Source organism: Paenibacillus ihuae (assembly GCF_001368795.1).
GTDB lineage: Bacteria > Bacillota > Bacilli > Paenibacillales > Paenibacillaceae > Paenibacillus_AQ > Paenibacillus_AQ ihuae.
Genome location: NZ_LN831199.1, coordinates 130,432 through 150,124, shown reverse-complemented (window position 1 = coordinate 150,124; position 19,693 = coordinate 130,432). Strand labels below are relative to the sequence as shown.

The following is a 19,693-nucleotide window of genomic DNA, read 5'->3' as shown; positions in this document are numbered from 1 at the left end:
CTCCAAGAACTATATTTATGTAGCTAACTTAAATGATGGTCAGACCTATACGTTCAGTTCAGCTAATGCTGCTAATACAATGTTGGTATCAGGTGAATATATCGGGTTCGAGAATATCAGCAACGCCCAATTTTTCGTCAACGGAACTTCAAATGATAAACTGAATCCAGCACTACAGCCTACTGATAAATTTAATCCGACGACCGACCCGAAATTCTCATTTGTATTGAATATTTCTGCTTCGGGCCCCCTCGTATATGGAGAGAATAAAATTGTATTCACCGGGACCTCCATGGACAATGTGGGTAATAAGAGAGAAATACGCAAGGAACTGAAAATCTATATTGTAGATACCAATGTATCCAACCTGTCACAATTCCATCCCAAGCTGCCTAAAGGCAGAGCTGCCCTTAGCCATACGAATATTAAGGACTATACGGATAAAGAGCTTAACGATATTCTTGGATTGACTTCTGAGTTCATCTATAAGGATGAAAAGTATGTCACCAGCCAAACCAGCTACGATTTGGTACTCAGAGGTGGAGCAGCGAATAAGCTTAACCTTTACCAAGGGTCTGAACTGTTCCTTTCCCTGGATAATAAGATCCTGGGTACAACCTCTGCCAAAGCAGGGCCAACGCAGTTCACTTACAGAGGAAAGACCTACTACTATGATTTTGTGGGCAGCAGCACTGATTTCATTCTGCGGATCATGGATATTCCGGCGGAAACCGCGGGAAGTATTGTATATAACCTAGAATTAATCAATGAAACCGGTGCGCGCACGAATCAACGTTTGGAGGTAGAGCGTGAAGTCTCTCCATACCGCATCTTATCTCCAGTAGAAACGGTTGGAAAACAGATTGTCGTCAATAAAAACTTTGTCCGTTTTGATATTGAAGCTGAAGGGGCAACAAAGGTTTTAATTGATAAGTATGAAGCTGTGCAACGTACAGATTTGCCGAACAGATTTACGTTGGATTATGTTGGTTTGAAACCAGATAAAGCAACAACAATAAAAATCCAGATTGTTCGTGCTGCGGCAACCATAAATGATACAATCACCGTCTATTACGCAAGTGCCGTACAAGTGGACACGCAATTCATGGCTGAAAAGGTTGCAGCTAAGTATAGTGTATTCAACAAGGGACTCGAGCTTTCGTTTCCAAAGGGTACACTAATGAAGGGAAACACTAGCTCCGGCGCGGCAAAGTACTATCCTGATACCAAGCTGCTATTCGGGATTGCAGATCCGGTAGATGGTGTTGTTGAGCGTAAAAACGATTATGGCAACACAATCAACGTAGATGCAGATGCCCGCACACCAGGAGGTCAAAGCACATTGCTAATTCCTTCGGATTTGGTATTACGTTTTAACTCTACAGTAGAAACCAATAACTTCTCCCGGGTATCCGACATTTACTGGATCAGTGGAGGTCTTGGGGAAAAGGGAACTAAGGGCACTGCGCTTTATAAACCGGCTACAAATGGTATTGCGCCATATTCGGTAGAAGGTAATTTCACACAAATTGAAGCCGAACGCAAAATTGTTCCTTCACAGCGTGGGGAACTGACTCTTACGTTTAGTCCCAATATTGTGGATGAGGTTGGATCAACGATAACAGTGTACCGGTATACAGACTCAGGACAATGGGAGAACATTGGCGGCGAGGTCGATACGAAGAAACATACGATCACTGTAGCTTTTGATCAATTTGGGTATTACACAGTAATGAAGCTCCGCCGTGGATATACAGACATCACGAATCACCCATGGGCAAGAAATGTCCTTAACGGATTATATTCCAAAGGAATTATGAAAAATCTTAGGTTCGATCAATTTGGAGCCGATGATACGACTACACGTGGTGAATTTGCTACCCTGCTGGTGAAAGGGCTGAATATCCCTTTAAGCTACAATAATAGCCAGCAAACCTTCTTTGATATTGTGCCGGAGGCAGTTTCGACAACATGGGACTTCAAGCATATCGAGACCGCTGCAAGAGCAGGTATCATAACAGGCTTAAGCGATGGGTTCTTCGGCCCGGATCAGCCGTTAACAAGAGAACAGGCGGCCGTGATGATTGCAAGAGCCCTGAAGCTTAAAATGGCGCTCAACGATGACAAGCTACTGACCACTCTTACCAAGTCGTTTGTGGATTCGGGAAGTATGGACTTTTACTCCAGACCAGCCATTGATGCGGTATCTAAAGCCAAAATCATGTCAGGCAGTGCAGTGACGATTACGGGCCAAACTAAACCGGTATATAATTTCAACCCGAAGGGCAAGCTGACTAGAGCGGAAGCCGGAAAGATTGCTGTGTCACTCTTGCAGAAGAGCACGAGCATCTTCCCGAAAACCTTCAATTAATGTAGTAATAGAACGACAGGTCCGCGAAACTGTTCGCGGGCCTGTCCTTTTTAATGGAAAATATATGCCATCGACATTAACTTTGTAATCTGCACTGTTTTACGTTACAATAATTTAGAAAATAATTTTTTCTGAAAGGTGAAAGCCATCGATGAAACCGATTTTATCAAAAGCGCAATTGGATTACACGAAAGCAAAGAATTTGTTTGAGAATAGAGCAAAAGTTTTGGAAAGAGAGATCGCCGCAAAACGGGCGTTGCAGGAGATTACACAAGAGGTAATGGAAGAGCTTGTACAAGCTACAGGTTTCCATGATGCATACAATGATCTTGTTATCGCCGAGAATGCCTTGATAGAATGGTCCCACACCACAATTAAACATGAGAAGACCTACCGCGAGAACCGTGAGGCTATTGATGCCATGTACGAGAATGTAAATGCCAGTCCTGAGAAACGCCAGGAATTGATTCAACTATCGATGAAGATACGTTAGTTTATATGTTATATAAGGAAAGCGCCGGAATCGGCGCTTTTTCATTTTCCAGGATGAGGAAAGGGGGGAGTTTAAAAAAGGGGAATTATGTTTATTTACTTAACAAATATTGCTTAATGACGTTACCAAACCTCCATGCTATACTAATTCCCGTAGTCACCCAACATTAACAATAGTTAGTAGAACATACATATCTATCTTCTATTGGAACGGGGAGCGGGATACAGCGGTTTAAAAATTATTTTTGAACAAAGCGCAACTTTTCCGGAACTCCTGCGTTTAAGGTGTAGAGTCATTTACACCAGGCATTTGTTAAATAACCCTAATAGCTAGGGCAATGCCGAATGGAAAAATTAGCTTTACGTGACTTGAGGCACATTGTATAATACTTAGGTAGAATTAGGAATCTAGTATTACTATGCCTTAAACCTGTTTACAAGTTTCTGTGATACCCGTCACAGACATTATTTATACTTAATATGCTCAACTCGGGAAAGGGGGTGCATCGGCTAATGAGTGACATGAGCTACCCAACTAAAGAAAAATCTCAGTTCATGAACGTCCAAGGAGGAGAAAAAAAGGTTATGAAGAAAATTTTATCCGTAGCATTATCTACAGCAATGGCATTCTCGATGTTTGCCTCTGTAGCGTTTGGTGAAACTGCAACAACTCCACAAGCAAAATTTGATGCTTTGGCAGCTAAAGGTGTTCTTAACGGATACCCAGATGGTCAAGCTCACCTTGAAAAAGATCTGACTCGTGCAGAGTTCGCTAAGATCGTTACTAAATTGTTCGGCCTTTCAGAAGTAACTGGTAAATTGTCTTACAAAGACAAAGGTTACACAGCTACTAACTGGGCTGTTCCTTACATCGAAGCTGTAACTGCAGCAAACTTGATGCAAGGTAAAGATACTGTTAAAGGTATCTTCGACTACAACGGTAAAGTAACAGTTGAAGAAGTAGCGGCTGTATTGTTCCGCGCTTTGAAACTGGAAACTCCGGCAACAACTGATAACTCCGCATCTGCATGGGCTAAAGGCTATGCACAAGCAGTTATCAACGCTGGTCTGGTTGCTCAAGGCACCAACTTCAAAGCTAACGCTACTCGCTCTTTGGTAGTAGAAGCAGCTTATGCAGTTGACAACATGACAACTAAAGTAGCTGTTGCTGGCGCAGAAGCTTTGACTCCAACAACCGTGTTGGTAACTTTCGCTGACAAAACAACTACTACACTGACATTGACAACAGCCCTGGTTGAAGGCGTAGAAACTACAATTCCTACGTTCAAATACAAAGGCTTTGACTATGCAGGCGTTAAAGTAACTTTGGCAGCTCCTAAAGTAGTTTCCGTAACTACTCCGAACTCCAAACAGCTGGTTGTTAAATTCAACCGTGCTCTGGATTCCAGCACTGTTATCGCATCCGATAATACTTTGGTTGACGGTGTAGTTGCTGTTACTTACTTGACAGATGCTCAAGCAGTTAACATCAACAAAGCCAACGCTGTATTGTCTTCTGACAAAACTGAGTTGACACTGACTCCAGAACTTAACGAATACTTCAAAGGTCAATACACTGTAACTGTAACTAAATCTGTTAAGACTGACACTGGTGTTGCTCTTACTCCTTACACACAGCTGATTACTGTTGCTGATACTGCTGCACCTACAATCGTATCCGTAACTTCCACTGCTAAAGCAACTACTAACAAAGTTGTTGTTAAATTCAGTGAGCCAGTAGTATCTAGTCCTTCTGGTGTAATTACTGCTTATGTTGACGGTGTATCCGCTCCTGCAACAACTGGATCTAGCCTTGACGAAGTGGTATTGACAACTACAACAACTCTGGTTACTGGCAAAACTTATGACGTTTCGTTCCTGAACGTTAAAGACTTCGCTGGCAACTACATTACTCCAAACCCAACAAAGACTACTGTAACTGTAGTAGCTGATGTTGAACTTCCAACAATCACTAGCTTCGCTGTATCCGGCGAAAACACAATCAAAGTTGTATTCAGCAAAGCTGTTGACATCAACTCCCTGAACGGTGTGTTCACATTGCTGAACGCTAGCGGAGTTAACCAAGGTTCGTTGATTCCTTCCGCTGGAAGCGACAGCAAAACATTCACTTTGACTACTGCAACTACACCAGCTTGGTCTAATGGCGTATTCAACGGAACTGTTACTATTGCTGCCGGAATTAGAGACCTTCTGGGTAATGCAACAACTGCAACTTCAACTCAAGCTGTTACTTTCACTAAGGACACTGTAGCTCCTACGGTTGCAAGTGTTACTTATGGATCAACAGGTTTGGTAGTGAAGTTCTCTGAAGCTATCACTGTTACCAATGGATCTAAGTTGACACTGATTAATGATTCGACTGGTGTTGCTAAGGAAGTAACTCTTATTGGCACATCCGGTGCAACAACTGCAACTACTGCTACTTATGCATACAGCGACAGCAATGCTACAGTGACATTCACTGTAACTGGTTTTGCAGCTGGTAACTACACATTGCGTCTGCCATCCGGCCTGGTTAAAGATAAGTCTGCACAACTAAACGGTAACGCCGCATCTGTGCAAACTGTAGCTATCACTGCTACTTCAACTACTGACTCCAGCCAACCGGTGTTCGTGAGCAACCCAACTGCAACAACTGCTAGCGGATCGGATCAAGTTATCACTTACACAATTCAAGATGCTAACGGTCTGAACCTCAGCACTGTTACTAACATCAACAACTACACATTGGATGCTAAGGCTCTGCCAGCTGGTTCTTATGTAACTACTGATTACAGTGGTACTGCTAGCGCGAACCTGGTGGTTAAGGTTTATATCCCTACAAGCGGAATCAGTGCTTCCAAAGGTTATGACTTCTTGATTACCGGTATCCAAGATTCCGTAGGTAACACAATTACTCCTAAGCTTGCACAGGGAATCGCTCTGGTTGATGGTATTGCTCCTAAGCTGGCTACCGCTTCCGTATCAGTGGATGACTCCACGAAGTTGATTGTTAACTTCAGTGAATCCGTAAGTGCTCCAACAGGAGCAGACTTCGTTGTTACTGTTAACGGCGTTGAAATTAAGAAGAGCGGTGTTGTAACTGTAGCTTCTGGCTCCGGCAGCAAGTACTTCTTGCAAATCAATGCAGCAAAAGGTGTTTACAACAGTGCTGATGTACTGTACATCGACAATAACTCTGACGGAGTTGTTCAAGCAACTGAAATCCTTGCTTACACTTCTGCAAGTGCAGGTGCACTTGACCTGAGAGCTGCTTATGTTGGTAACATCACTGTTAAGATCGCTGACACTTCTACTATTACAGATGGATCGACGAACAAAATCGACAACAGCGTTACAGTTACTGCAACTAAGTAATTCGGTTTTACCGAAGCCCAGAATAGCCTCTTCGGAGGCTATTCTTTTTTTTAGTATTTTTTGAATTCTGAAGGAGGAAGCTGATGAAAACCGTTTGGAAAATTTCCATGGCAACCGGGCTGCTTGCTTGTAGTGTATGGGCAGGTTCTGTACTCAACATCACTGCAGAAGGCGCAAGTGTCGGCTCGCAGCCAGGTACGGCTGATGATCCCGTTGTAACAAAAAGTTATGTGGATCAACAAATTCAAAAGGCACTTCAAGGTGGAACAATATCTACTCAGGCACCTACGGCAACCGCAACACCTGTTGCAACTGCTGCACCATCATCTTCTCCGGCTCCAAGCAGTAATGAAGTTATAATTGTTGATGTGAAACCGGGCCAGACTCTAATTGCTGGTGCAGGTGCTGAATTTATTGTCCGGGCGGGTAAAGCTGTAATTTATTCACAGGACAGTAATGGCGTCGCTGATTTGACGGATGGCACCGATCTTGCCAACGGGCTTGCAGCACCATCTAATCATTTGTTATCATTTCCCCGTGATGGACGGGGGATTACTGTTCAAGAAGGTCAAACCTTAGGACTTGTAGTCATGGTACGAGGTTCTTACACATTGAAATAAAGAAGAAATACTATTTCATTAATATTAAGGATACCCTGTGGGAGGGATCCTCATACACCGGAACTCTTTCCCACTGCTGACAAACATTAAACGGACTCAAAGCCATGGAACAGGCGCAGAATACTTCCTGTAATCTTTAAAAATAATTTCAGGAGGTGCTGTAACATGGCACGTACTAATCGCACAGTGGTACCGGAAAGTCGCGCAATGCTGAAACAAATGCAATATGAAATTGCAACAGAATTCGGTCTATATGGTGCTTCTTATGGCGGAGGAGCAGATACGGAGTTTGCTTCTGAACTTGGAGCTCTTGGAGGGGCTGCAGGAATTGGACGGAGTCAGTATCTTGGCCATTTAAGCTCCAGAGATAATGGTTCTGTTGGCGGAGAAATTACGAAGAGGCTTGTCAAGCAAGCTGAGCAGTCTCTTTTCACATAACTTCTGCAAACGCCGGTTGAGACTGCCTTTAATTGACACCATCCGGCAAATAAGATAATATGACTTTTGAGGAAAGCCTTAAACCTTTTCCATATGGAAAAGGTTCATTTTTTGAAGACGGCATCTATAATTTCTTAATTTATTCTTATTTTATTTGGCCTGTTATCACTAAGGAGCCCCCTTATACAGTGTCAGACTAACAATATGGGAGGTTGTTGTACGTGTCTATTAAAGGACGTCATTTGTTTACTTCCGAGTCCGTAACAGAGGGACATCCGGATAAAATCTGTGATCAGATTTCTGATGCAGTGCTGGATGCTTTTTTGGCCAATGATCCAAATGCCCGCGTTGCCTGCGAGGTAGCTGTAGCAACTGGTCTTGTGCTCGTCATTGGCGAGATTAGCACCAAGTCGGAGTATGTAGATATTCCGGCCATTGTACGCAATACGATTAAGGAAATTGGCTATACCCGTGCAAAATATGGTTTTGATTATAATACTTGTGCTGTGCTTAGCTCACTGAATGAACAGTCTGCTGATATCGCACAGGGTGTAAATGCGGCACTGGAGCATCGTGATCCTGCACAAGTTGCTGAAGAAACTGCAAATATTGGCGCAGGTGACCAAGGCCTGATGTTTGGTTTTGCGACAGATGAAACGCCTGAATTAATGCCTTTGCCGATCGCCCTGTCACACCGGATTGCCCGCCGTTTGTCTGAAGTCCGCAAAGACGGTACTTTGGAATATTTGCGTCCGGATGGCAAAACTCAGGTAACGATTGAGTATCAGGATGAAAAACCGGTACGTGTAGATACAATTGTAGTATCGACTCAGCACGCAGAGGAAATTTCACTGGAACAGATCCAGGCAGATATTAAAGAACACGTTATTCTGCCGGTTGTTCCGGCTGAATTGCTCGATGATAACACTAAGTATTTCATTAATCCGACAGGCCGTTTTGTCATTGGCGGTCCGCAGGGTGATGCCGGATTAACCGGACGCAAGATTATTGTTGATACATATGGCGGATATGCCCGTCATGGCGGAGGAGCATTCTCTGGGAAAGATCCAACCAAAGTCGACCGCTCTGCTGCCTATGCAGCCCGTTATGTCGCGAAGAATCTGGTTGCTGCCGGCCTTGCTTCCAAATGTGAAATTCAATTGGCTTATGCAATTGGGGTCGCTAATCCTGTATCGATTAATGTGGATACATACGGAACAGGGAAGATCAGTGAAGAAAAGCTGGCTGACCTCATCAGCAGCAATTTTGATCTTCGTCCTGCCGGAATTATCTCCATGCTGGATTTGCGCAAACCGATTTACAGACAGACCGCGGCTTATGGTCATTTTGGCCGTACCGATGTCGATCTTCCTTGGGAACGTGTGGATAAAGCAGAAATGCTTAAAGCTCAGGCCGGGATCTAATTTATACATCAATATAGACAAGCCCGCAGACAGGTCTTCTTTTTATGAGAAGATTGAAGTCTGCGGGCTTTTTTAATTTCAGCTGAAGAAGTTAGGATTTAGGAGTGATCCACACTTGGAAGTCTTCTAAACTTTGGAAGCCTTTTAGCCGAAATATAAGAATATGTATAAAGACGAGATAGTATGGCTTGAGAGGAGTCTATCACCGCATGAAAAGGAAAATTTCAATATGGACAGCACTCATTCTGGCAGGAAACCTGGTGCTAGGTACAGGGTATTCGTCTATCGGAATCGGAAGCTCAGCAGTGCATGCCGCAAATGAATTTAGCATGTCCACATCCCCTGTCCAGGGAGAGGTGAATGTGAGCGTAGCGTCTTCCATCAAACTAAGCTTCGACCGTCAGGTAACTCCGCAGAGTGGAGACATCACCGTTACAGCACTAGGGGCCAGTCAACCCTATGTAACTATCCCTGTGGGGAGCTCAGGCCTAATTAGCAGTTCAATGCAATATCAGCTCAAATTAGGTAAGGAGCTTGAGTACAATAAGACCTATACCGTTAACGTGCCCCAAGGCATGTTTAAAGACGGACTGGGACTGGAATCAGCGGCAGCTTCTTGGACCTTCACGACCGCTCCATCTATTAACACAACTATCACTGCAAGTGATTATTCTCCTGCGAATTATTCACGGGTGGATAGCACCCTTTCTCAGCTAAGTTTTAAGCTTAATAAGAAGCTTCAGCGGGGTGGGGGCTCAATTAAGCTTATCGCCTCATCAGACAACACTGTAGTGCAGGAGTTTAAGCTCAAAGACGGCGAGGGGTATGTCAATTTACAAAATGATGCCTCCACAACCACGGTGACTTTGACTTTGGCAAGTAAACTGATCTCTGGCAGCAGCTATTACGTGCTGGTTGATCCCTATGCTCTGAAAGATGATGACAATAAATCCTTTGCAGGGATTTCTACAGGGAATGTCTGGAGTTTTTCTGTAAAAGGTTCCACAGTCTCATCGGTAAGCGTATCTCCAGCAGACGGAGCGGGTGCAGTCCCGACAACGGGCAATCTCCAGCTAACCTTTGACCAGCCGATGATGCCGGCTACGGGAATAATCAGTTTATCTCCCGGTACTTCAGACGGTACCAGAACTTTCAATGTGAACTCCTCTGCGGTTACGGGAGGGGGAACCCGTTTTATTACGGTGGCTGCTGCTTCTGCCGTGAGTCCGCTGTTAAGCAATACTAAGTATACGGTGACCATTCCGCAAGGGGCTTTTTATGATCAGGACGGTAATATTTTCCCTGCTTCAGGACCTTATACCTGGAGCTTCACAACCACGTCGCTTACGGGATTTGGCGTAACAGCGCTTAGTCCGGCTGACCGCAGTGAGTCTGTAGGTACTGGTGAACCTATTAAAATTGCATTCAACCAGGCGGCAACTTTAACCGCCGAGAGTGGAGTAGCTCTGTATAAAAGCAGCGGGACAAAACTAACAACAACTGTATCTGTAGTTCAAGGTACTAATTCTAAGGAATATGTTATTGTACCTTCGACATCACTAGAAAACGACACAACCTATTATATTGATATCGCCAAAGGGACATTTGTTGACAGTAATAATAATCAATACGAGGGGATTAACGGAAAGAGCTCCTGGAGCTTCCGGACCATAGCGTTAGATAAGATGTCCCCCAATCTCTCTTCAGCAGTGCTCGAGAATAATCGTACTATCCGTTTAAAATACGACGAGCCGCTTAATTCATCGGTATCATTGCTGATGAGCAGTTTTTCAGTAACGGTCAATGATGAGAAAAGAGCGATCGAAAGTATTTACATTCAGGGAGACAGCGTATATGTGACGCTTAGCACGGGTGTAGCTGTAGGGCAAATTGTTAAGATCTCCTATTCAGGCGGCTTGAGAACCATTCAAGACTTGAGCGGAAATACCGCAAACAGTTTCTCATCACGGCAGGTAACGAATTCGGTTCAATCAGCATTGCCTACACCCAAAGAAGGAACTTTGTCTGGAAAGACTGTAGTTTTGAATTTTAATGATGTGCTGAGAACTGCTTCTACAGCTGGTTATGCCCAGTTCTATGTGTACGCAGACGGCGTTTCATTGGGCGTTAATTCTGTTAGCTCCAGCGGTTCGACTGTTACTTTAGGCGTAAATAATGTAGCATCAAGCGGCCAGGCTGTCCGGATAACCTACATCGCCGGCTCTTATCCGCTTCAGGATCAGTACGGTCAGAACATAACTAACTTCAGCGATTTCTATATCCGCAACACCAGCGATACGACCGCACCGGTATATCAGAGCGCAGCCGGTTCAGGCAAGCAGATTATACTTACTTATAATGAAGGATTGTCCTCGGGAAATCTGCCGATGATCAGTCAGTTCTCAGTTCTGGTGGGAAGTACGCCTAACTATGTAACCAACGTAGCCATAAGCGGAAATCAAGTAACACTTACTGTAGAGAGTACACTTTCAACAACGAGTTACACCACAATCTCTTATGTTCCGGGGACTGCCGGAATCAGTGATTTGAATGGTAATAGGGCAGCCTACATTAATCTTGGGCCGGTATCTATCTCGGGAAGTAATGTAACGACAGTGCCGAATATCAGTTCAGCAACTATCACTGGTGATGAGCTTACCGTTACTTTCAGTAAAAGTATGCAGGCCAGTACGTCCCTATATGCCGGGCAATTCGCAGTTAGAGTAGACGGAAGTATTGTAGGGGTACAATCTTTCAATGTTTCCGGTGCAACCCTGAAATTAGTTCTGTCTACCGTAGTTAAAACCGGACAAGCCGTTGACCTGTCCTATATGACAGGAGCTGGAGGGATTTTTGATGTTAGCGGGAATGCCCTTGCGTCATTTACAGCACTTTCCGTTCAGAACCTGACTGGGGGAACCAGCACAACGGCTAGCCGTCCTTCCTATCTGGGTACGCTCACTGCAGGTGAATTTGGGAAGGAATATCCGCTGCTCAAGAGTGACTCGGCTTCAGTGGCAGATGATCGTTCCGTTTACAGCCAGTCGCTCAAACGATATACACTGACCACGGATCGCCTGGCTGCCAGCTATGAATATCTTAATAAGCTGGGCACGCCATCCTTAGTATTTGAAGTCCCGTCGACAGAGCTAGCCGCCTATGTTTCAGTACCGCTCAAACCGCTGCTGGATGCCGTAAACCGCAACAGTAATTCGACGTTCGGGGTTCGCTACGGTGACAGCATGTTTACTCTGGCGCTGGATGATATCAATATGAACAGCCTCGCCGCAAACCTGATCGCAGACAGCAACACGATATCGCTTGTACTCCGGCTGGAGAAGGTTCCATCCGGCACATACACGCCTTTCGAGCAAAAGCTTAGAACACAAGGGCTGCAACCTGTAACCAGTTTGACCGATATCCGGCTGAGCGCCGTGGTCAGCGGCAATTATTCCAATGGTACCGTCCTTACTGTACCGGGAGAGTATGCCGTGCGCACGACCTCAACATTGAACAATGAACAGGTATCAGCAGCCAGACTGGATCTTGCCTATTATGATGCTGCCTATCTGCCTACCAAGATTGGCCCGGCCGGAAGTTATACAGTAATCAAGGCCAGTACAACAGGCAATCAGGTAGTCGGTACGTTCCTCTCAACCCGCAGCTTTACCGATATGAGCAAGCACTGGGCAAAGACGACTGTAGATTTACTTGCTGCCAAAAATATTATCGACAGCAGTTACGGTACCGCGTTTAAGCCGGAAATGAAGATCACCCGGGCTGAATTTGCAGTAATGCTCAGCAGGGGACTGGGGCTGCTGGGGGACAGGGTGACCGCACAGCAATTCAGAGATGTTCAGCCTTCCACCCAGACAGGTGATTATATTGGGGCAGCGGCTAAAGCTGGTATTATTACAGGGAATACAGACGGTACCTTCCGGCCGAATGACAATATTACCCGGGAACAGCTGGCCATTATGATTATCCGTGCGATGGAATATACGAAGAATCCAATCACACTGAACGGTACCGCTTCATCTGCGCTAAGTGCCTTCAAAGACAGAGGTAAAATCCAGAATGCAAGTGCTGAATTTGTGGCCAAAGCTGTGCAGGAAGGAATTATACTGGGAATGACCACCACTGAGTTCCAACCACAGGGTAACGCAACCAGGGCCCAAGCAGCGGTGATGCTGCAGCGCATGCTCGGTATGGCAGGTTTCCTGTAGAATAAACAAGTTATCAGGCTAAGGCCCCGCTTTGCGGGGCTTTTTTGTGTTAAGATAAGCACTTCTTTGTTTTACCCAATACACTATCTTTCTCTTTCCAGCAGAAACGGATCCCTTCCCTAATAGGATGGCAAAGCCGTTTCTTCTTATATCTGCATAGACTTACCAGGCTCTTAAATAGGACGGAATCTAGCAAACTTCGCAACTTTTTGGCTTCATTTCAGTCTATTAAAGTGTTAAGGAAAAATGGAAGCCTGTTCTTTGACTGGAAAAATAGATGCGGATATCAGAGAACTTATATTAAAAAAAGAGATGGGAGAGTTACACTGAAATGAATGAAGTTTCCATGGAGAAGAGAAACGAAGAGCATGCACAGGGGGGAAGAAGGTTACCTGCCAAACGCTGGATTGCTGCATCATTAGCCGGTGTACTCTGGATCATGCCGGTAATCGGAAGCGAAGGACTGCCTGGATGGGGATCTTCTACTATACCAGTAGCCCAGGCAGCAGCGAGTTCTTTTACAGTGACCAAGCTGGGTGAAGAAGTGATCACTTCTGGTGCAATGATGATGAAATATAAGTTCACAACACAACGTTCGGGCATAAACGCTACCGGGCTGGCTGATGTCATCCGTGTAGATTTGAGTAATCCTTATGTGTCCCTTGATGTAATGACCGGAAAGGGCGGTAACCTGACTACCCGTCAAAGTACTGGCGGTATGGCAGCTGAAACTGGAGCAGTAGCTGCAGTTAACGGTGATTATTTCAACACCGGCGGCGAAGGTGCCCCAATAGGGGGACAAATTTCAAGCGGGGTTGTGGTTTCTACACCATCACAGCTTGAAGGAATGTACGCTTTTGCAGTGACTAAAGACCGCCAGCCGGTGATCGACGAGTATGCTTTTGAAGGACTGGTCACAGCTGAGGATGGTGCCCAGTTTCCACTGTCAGGTATTAATAAAGGGGCTTACAGCCCGGAAGGCGGCAGTTCCACATATAGCCATGCCAATGCTGCCTATCTTTATACAGATGCCTGGACCGCACTGGCCCGGCCGAAGAATAGCTCTACCACGCCAACGGAGGTATTGGTAGAGAATGATACGATCACTCAAATCTCATTAGATGCAGCATTGCCGATGGCAGTTCCGAAAGGGGCTTATATCCTGCGGACACACGGGCTTGCAGCACAGTTCGTCAAGGCACATCTGGCAGTAGGTCAAAAGCTGAGCAGTGTGTATTCCTTGAAATCTAAAACAACACAGCAAACTGTGGATCCGGCAAGTCTGCAAATGATGATTGGCGGACATACCATCCTGGTCAACAACGGTAGAGCAGCCACCTTCTCGAGGTCAACGAGCAGTATCGGCGGCTACCGGGCCCGTACAGCACTTGGTTATTCTCAGGATGGCCGTTACGTATATGTCATTGCGGTAGAGGATAATGCCAATAGTGCCGGTATGTCACTGACAGAACTGCAATCATTCATGACCAATATCGGTGTCTGGAAGGGGATAAACCTGGACGGAGGGGGCTCTACGACCATGGTAGACCGTCCACTGGCTGAAACGTCGACTTCGCTAACCTTTAATACGGAATACGGCACGGAGCAGCGCAGCATAGTCAACGGCTTGGGAGTCTACACGTTAGCCCCGCAGGGTGAGGTAAAAGGAATAAAGATCAGCGGTAGCTCAACACTTCTGATCGGGCAAAAGGCAACCTATACGTTAAAAGGCTATGATACGTATTATAATCCGATAGATGTGGCTTCATCTAATCCGGCATGGGTATCCAGCGGCGGCAGTGCTACAGTGAATGCAGGCGAAGTGACTGGTGTCAAAGCAGGACCAGTTACACTTACCGCGACCAGCGGCGCGGCAAGTGCTTCTGCGAAGGTTACCGTTCTGGGCGGTGACGATCTTGCCAGCCTGACCGCAGGAACGGCTACAGCTCCTCTGGCGGCTGGTGCATCGGTCTCCGTACCCGTCACAGCAGTTGCTAAAAGCGGCGCGACACTGGCTGTGCCAAATTCAGCGCTGAAATGGGAATTTGTCGGGTTCAAGGGCAGTGTGCAGGATGGCAAGCTGACGGTTGACTCGGTAAACGCAGGTGTCACCACGGGGTATGCGATTGCCCGGTACGACGGGTTCAGTACTGCGGTTGTTTTATCGACTGCAGCAGCTACACCGTGGGAGAATTTTGATAATGTTACTTATCCGATCGCCTTTACTTCGAATGTGAGCAGTGTCACAGGAACGGCCGCGATCGTGGCTGGAACGGCGGAGCGGGCAGGTTCCAAGGTGTTGTCCCTCAGCTATGACATGACTGCAGGAAGCGGTAAAATGTATGCCTATGCCCAGCTTAACGGAACCTCCGGCAAAAGCATTCCGGCAGCCGCCACTTCGATGTCACTTGATGTTATGGGGGATATGAGCCTTAACTGGCTGCGGGCGGAAGTGGTGGACAGCGCTGGAGCAACGGCTTATATTGATCTCGCTAAGGTCATTGACTGGAACGGCTGGAAGAGCCTGAATATTGATTTATCGGGGGCAGCTATTAAATTCCCTGCGCTGCTGAAAAGAGTGTATGTAGTGAATGTAGAGGAAGGTCAGGACGAACGGGCTAAGACAGGTACCGTTGCTTTCGATAATCTTTCCTTCGTGATGCCTTCGCTGTCCAGTGAAGCCGGTCTTCCCCAAGGTTCGGCTTCAATGATCATCGGCTCCAAAGCGATGACGGTAAATGGGACTAAGAAGTCGATAGATGTAGCTCCGATCGTCAAGGATGGTACCACATATGTGCCGATAAAATATGTGCTGGATGCTTTTGGCGGAAGTGCTGCCTGGGATCAGAGCACTAAGAAAATCATGGTGCTGCGCGGTGCCAAGGCGCTTGATCTGACTGTAAACAAGAAAGAATATATATTGAACGGCAAGCGGCAAAGCGCCGAAGTAGCTCCTTTAATCCTAGATGGCAGGACTTTAGTACCTCTTCGGCTCGTCTCGGAACAGCTCGGATTGACTGTAAAATGGGAACAGAAAACGAAGACCGTAACTATCGAATCGTGATATGGTAATATTAAAGGAAAGCCTTTAATACGATCCGATAGAAATGGGGCAAGCATCCGTGGAATTTCAAGCCGATGCGATAGATCGCGTCATTAAGAATACCATCGACGTGATGGAGAGCAGCAAGTATCAGATTTTTGAAATATTGCAGGTTGCACGGGATGAGCTTGTTGCACTCACCAAAGAACTGCAGAGGGTCATGGAAGAAACGGATGAAACATTGCAAAAGGTGGACAAGCTGGAGCTGCAATACCACCGCTCCCGGATCCGGCTGACGGAAGTCAGCCGTGATTTTGTCCGATATTCGGAGAAAGACATCCGGATTGCTTATGAGAAGGCTACTGAGCTTCAGCTCGAACTCATGATGACAAGAGAGCGTGAAATCTATCTTCGAAGCAGGCGGGACGAACTGCAGCTGCGGGTTCGCAGTGTCGAAAATTCGGTAGAACGCGCAGAATCGATCGGTTCGCAAATGAGTGTTGTTATTGAGTACCTGTCCGGAGAAATGGGACAAGTGACGAGAATTGTCGAAACTGCGAAGAACAGACAAATGATCGGACTTAAAATAATTTTGGCGCAAGAAGAGGAACGGAAAAGAATTGCCCGGGAAATTCATGACGGTCCTGCTCAAATGCTGGCGAATTTAGTCCTTAGGACGGAAATTGTAGAAAGAATGCTGGTGAAGCAGGAATATGGGCTAGTGCAGGACGAAGTAATAGACTTAAAAGGGCAGGTCCGTTACAGCCTGGAGGAAATGCGTAAGGTGATTTTCAACTTGCGTCCGATGGCGCTCGATGACCTTGGCCTAATTCCGACGCTGCGGAAGTACGTCCATGATTATGAGGAGAAAACAAAGATCCGTACCGCTTTTGAAACCAGAGGTAAGGAGCATCGTTTATCTTCAGCCATGGAAGCCGCAGTATACCGCCTTGTTCAGGAAGGCTTGTCGAATGCCGCCAAACACGCTTATCCGAGTTATGTGCTTGTAGAAATCACTTATCAGGCACAGCTGATCAAGATTGTGGTGAAGGATAACGGGGTAGGTTTTAATGTGAAAAAGGTAAGTGAGCAGGGCAGCCGTGAAAGTTTTGGGCTGGTAGGTATGCGGGAGCGTGTAGAGTTACTCGAAGGAAGAATGGAAATAGAATCTGCAGAGAATCAAGGCACAACAATCGTAATTCACATTCCGACGAATGTGGAAAAGGGGAAGGAGTAATGTGATGGAGAACCAAATCACTGGTAAATCGCCTATAAAAGTTCTTTTGGCCGATGATCATCAATTGTTTCGTGAAGGGCTTAAACGAATTTTAAATATGGAGGATGATATTGAGGTCATCGGGGAATGTGGTGACGGCATCCAGGTATTGGAATTTTGCAACGTCAACAAACCGGATATCGTACTGATGGACATCAACATGCCTATCGAGAACGGTGTAGAGGCTACACAAAAGCTCCGGGAGATGTTCCCGGATGTTAAAGTCATTATTTTATCGATTCATGATGATGAGAGTTATGTGTTCGAAACGCTGCGCAAGGGTGCCAACGGCTATTTGCTCAAGGATATGGAGGCGGAGTCGCTCATTAATGCCATACGCTCTGTCTGCGAGGGTCATGCCTTCATTCATCCGAAGGTTACAGGCAAGCTGATTAACCAGCTGCGCCGCATGACCTATCTTAATGAGACAGGGGCAATGGCTGAAACCCCGGTGAAGGAAGCAGGCGTTAAATTTGTCGCTGGTGACAACAATCCGCTGACCCGCCGTGAGGCTGAGGTTCTGCGGCTGATGGCCGAAGGCAAGAGTAACAAGAATATTGGGGAATACCTCTTTATCAGCGAGAAAACCGTCAAGAACCATGTCAGCAGCATCCTGCAAAAAATGGAAGTTGATGACCGTACACAGGCTGTAATCAATTCGATCAAATATGGCTGGGTCACTCTGTAACCGGCTTGAATTTAACTGAGCGTTTTGGAGAATCCAAATGATCCGGAACAACATTACATAACGTAAGGGCTGCATTCTGGCTCTGGCCAACGTATTGTTTCAGTCGCAGTTATATAAAATGAACCTAAGACATTTTATATATTCGAATTTTGCAAAATGCTGATTTAATGAGCAACCGGAAGAAATCGTTTCAACCCGGAGGCAGAGCAGGCAGGCACGCAGGCTTCAGGGAACCATGGGCAGTCACCGACCTTGTAACACCGGCATATAGTGTCGGTATAAAGAGGAGGTGCATCTCCATGGTAGCCCAGTTAATATGGATTGTGGCTGTTTACGCATCTGCGGTGATCCTCATTCACATTCTGCATCACCGGGAACAGACCCGAAGGGTCATGCGGTCCGGTAAGCGGATTCATTATTTTTTGATCACACGCAATCATGAAGCAGTTATTGAAGGGTACATCCGGATGCTGGCTTTTCATGCTTTTTGGACTGGAAAACTGTATCAGGTGACTGTGCTGGATGATGAATCGAAGGATGAGACATTAGCAGTAGCCACTAAATTGGCATACAGCGGTTCTGCAATTGATATTGCACCATTGATGCATTTTCGCTCTGTAGCGGGCGAGGATGAATACCAGCGGGAAATTGTTATCGATTTGCGGATGCCGGGAAGCGGGGGATCGCAATCAAGACGCGGCGAATGCTGACTAAATATGCAAGGAACGGGTGAAGCACACTCTCCAGTAATAGGGGAGTGTGCTTTTTTGTTTTGGAGGAGGGGATTGTAAGGTCATAAGGATGGGGTAACTCAGCAGACAGGCTGCGGCCGGAAGTTAAACATTCACTATTGTAACGGCCAATTTCAAAGTAGAGAGATTATATATGGATGTATGTTACATAGCCAAGCAGGAGGCGTTGTGATGAGAGTCAGTGTGTATGCAGTTGAAGATGACGGGCGCTTTAAAATATGGGTTTCACTGAATCTGGCTGTCGACCTTTTGTGGTGGAGTGGGGCAGGAGAACGTGGCTGGAGCGGCAGAGCAGCAGACAAACTGGTCATTCTCTCCACTTCACTCCCCCTCGGTTGGGCGGTGAAGCTGCGGGAGCGCTTCCGTTTCCATAAAGTAATGCGCCGGTGGTCATCCGAGGAGTGGGCAGTTTATCTAAAAGAATCTCTTCAGGAAGAAATGCGGAGAGAGAAAGAGTCAGGGGGAAAGCAGCAAAGAACATGGATGAATCATGTTGAGATAATTACGGAACCGTTGAAGAAAGGGGGGCAGCATAATGCAGATTTTGGACCTTGTGTCAGAAGTGGGAATGGGAGAGGGGGTGTTCTGCAGGAGCGGGAAAAAGAATCTCTCAGTATCGCAGCGGACCTCCTGGTGGAGACGCTCTCCGGCCGCTCGCTGCTTCAGCCGGAGGTGGAAGCATTGCTGGCGGAGCAGCTTCCAGGAATGGGGCAGGACTGGCAGTCTGGTGCCCAGCTTGCCCATCTGCAGGGGCGATTGAAGCTGCAAGCTGCCGTAAGTGCCGGAATGGTGGGGAAGGGGAAAGAGCGGAAGAATAATCGTCACGAGGCAGAAGGCGAGAGAGCCGATTATAGTAATACTGGTAGCAGGAAGGTTGAGAGAAATAGAGCGGGTCGCAGCAACTCTAGTAGCGGGAATGCTGAAGGAAAGAGAGGCGATCGAAGTAACTCGCTTAACAAGAGGGCAGAAGATAGCAGAGCCTATG

General features: G+C 46.3%; 11 protein-coding genes and 1 pseudogene. All 12 read left to right on the top strand.

Annotated elements, in window-relative coordinates; translation table 11 throughout:
- Nucleotides 1–2,371 (top strand): S-layer homology domain-containing protein (locus AQR02_RS31510; protein ID WP_148449172.1); only part of this gene is annotated, 2,371 nt, incomplete at its 5' end.
- Between the two features lie 151 nt (nt 2,372–2,522).
- The gene (locus AQR02_RS20330; RefSeq protein ID WP_054942279.1) at nt 2,523–2,864 is read left to right on the top strand and encodes a hypothetical protein; all 342 of its coding nucleotides are present in this window, start codon (nt 2,523–2,525) and stop codon (nt 2,862–2,864) included.
- A gap of 512 nt (nt 2,865–3,376) precedes the next feature.
- On the top strand, nt 3,377–6,241 hold the full coding sequence (locus AQR02_RS20325) for an Ig-like domain-containing protein (RefSeq protein ID WP_159067805.1): 2,865 nt from the start codon (nt 3,377–3,379) through the stop codon (nt 6,239–6,241).
- A gap of 83 nt (nt 6,242–6,324) precedes the next feature.
- Nucleotides 6,325–6,861, top strand: a complete 537-nt coding sequence (locus AQR02_RS20320) for a hypothetical protein (RefSeq protein WP_054942277.1) — start codon at nt 6,325–6,327, stop codon at nt 6,859–6,861.
- Between the two features lie 165 nt (nt 6,862–7,026).
- On the top strand, nt 7,027–7,299 hold the full coding sequence (locus tag AQR02_RS20315) for an alpha/beta-type small acid-soluble spore protein (RefSeq protein ID WP_054942276.1): 273 nt from the start codon (nt 7,027–7,029) through the stop codon (nt 7,297–7,299).
- Between the two features lie 221 nt (nt 7,300–7,520).
- The gene (gene metK / locus AQR02_RS20310) at nt 7,521–8,723 is read left to right on the top strand and encodes a methionine adenosyltransferase (protein ID WP_054942275.1); all 1,203 of its coding nucleotides are present in this window, start codon (nt 7,521–7,523) and stop codon (nt 8,721–8,723) included.
- A 209-nt stretch (nt 8,724–8,932) separates the two neighbouring features.
- On the top strand, nt 8,933–12,949 hold the full coding sequence (locus AQR02_RS20305) for an Ig-like domain-containing protein (RefSeq protein ID WP_054942274.1): 4,017 nt from the start codon (nt 8,933–8,935) through the stop codon (nt 12,947–12,949).
- A gap of 346 nt (nt 12,950–13,295) precedes the next feature.
- Nucleotides 13,296–16,013: a stalk domain-containing protein gene (locus AQR02_RS20300; protein WP_054942669.1), complete on the top strand. Its 2,718-nt coding sequence runs from the start codon at nt 13,296–13,298 to the stop codon at nt 16,011–16,013.
- A gap of 58 nt (nt 16,014–16,071) precedes the next feature.
- On the top strand, nt 16,072–17,229 hold the full coding sequence (locus tag AQR02_RS20295; protein WP_054942273.1) for a sensor histidine kinase: 1,158 nt from the start codon (nt 16,072–16,074) through the stop codon (nt 17,227–17,229).
- A 4-nt stretch (nt 17,230–17,233) separates the two neighbouring features.
- Nucleotides 17,234–17,956 carry a response regulator transcription factor gene (locus tag AQR02_RS20290; RefSeq protein ID WP_054942272.1) on the top strand — a complete coding sequence of 241 codons (723 nt, stop codon included), beginning with the start codon at nt 17,234–17,236 and terminating at the stop codon, nt 17,954–17,956.
- A 299-nt stretch (nt 17,957–18,255) separates the two neighbouring features.
- Nucleotides 18,256–18,666, top strand: coding sequence for a glycosyltransferase family 2 protein (locus tag AQR02_RS20285; protein ID WP_054942271.1), 411 nt, complete (start codon nt 18,256–18,258; stop codon nt 18,664–18,666).
- Between the two features lie 213 nt (nt 18,667–18,879).
- Nucleotides 18,880–19,693 (top strand): annotated as a pseudogene (locus AQR02_RS20280) (hypothetical protein); the annotation flags it as partial.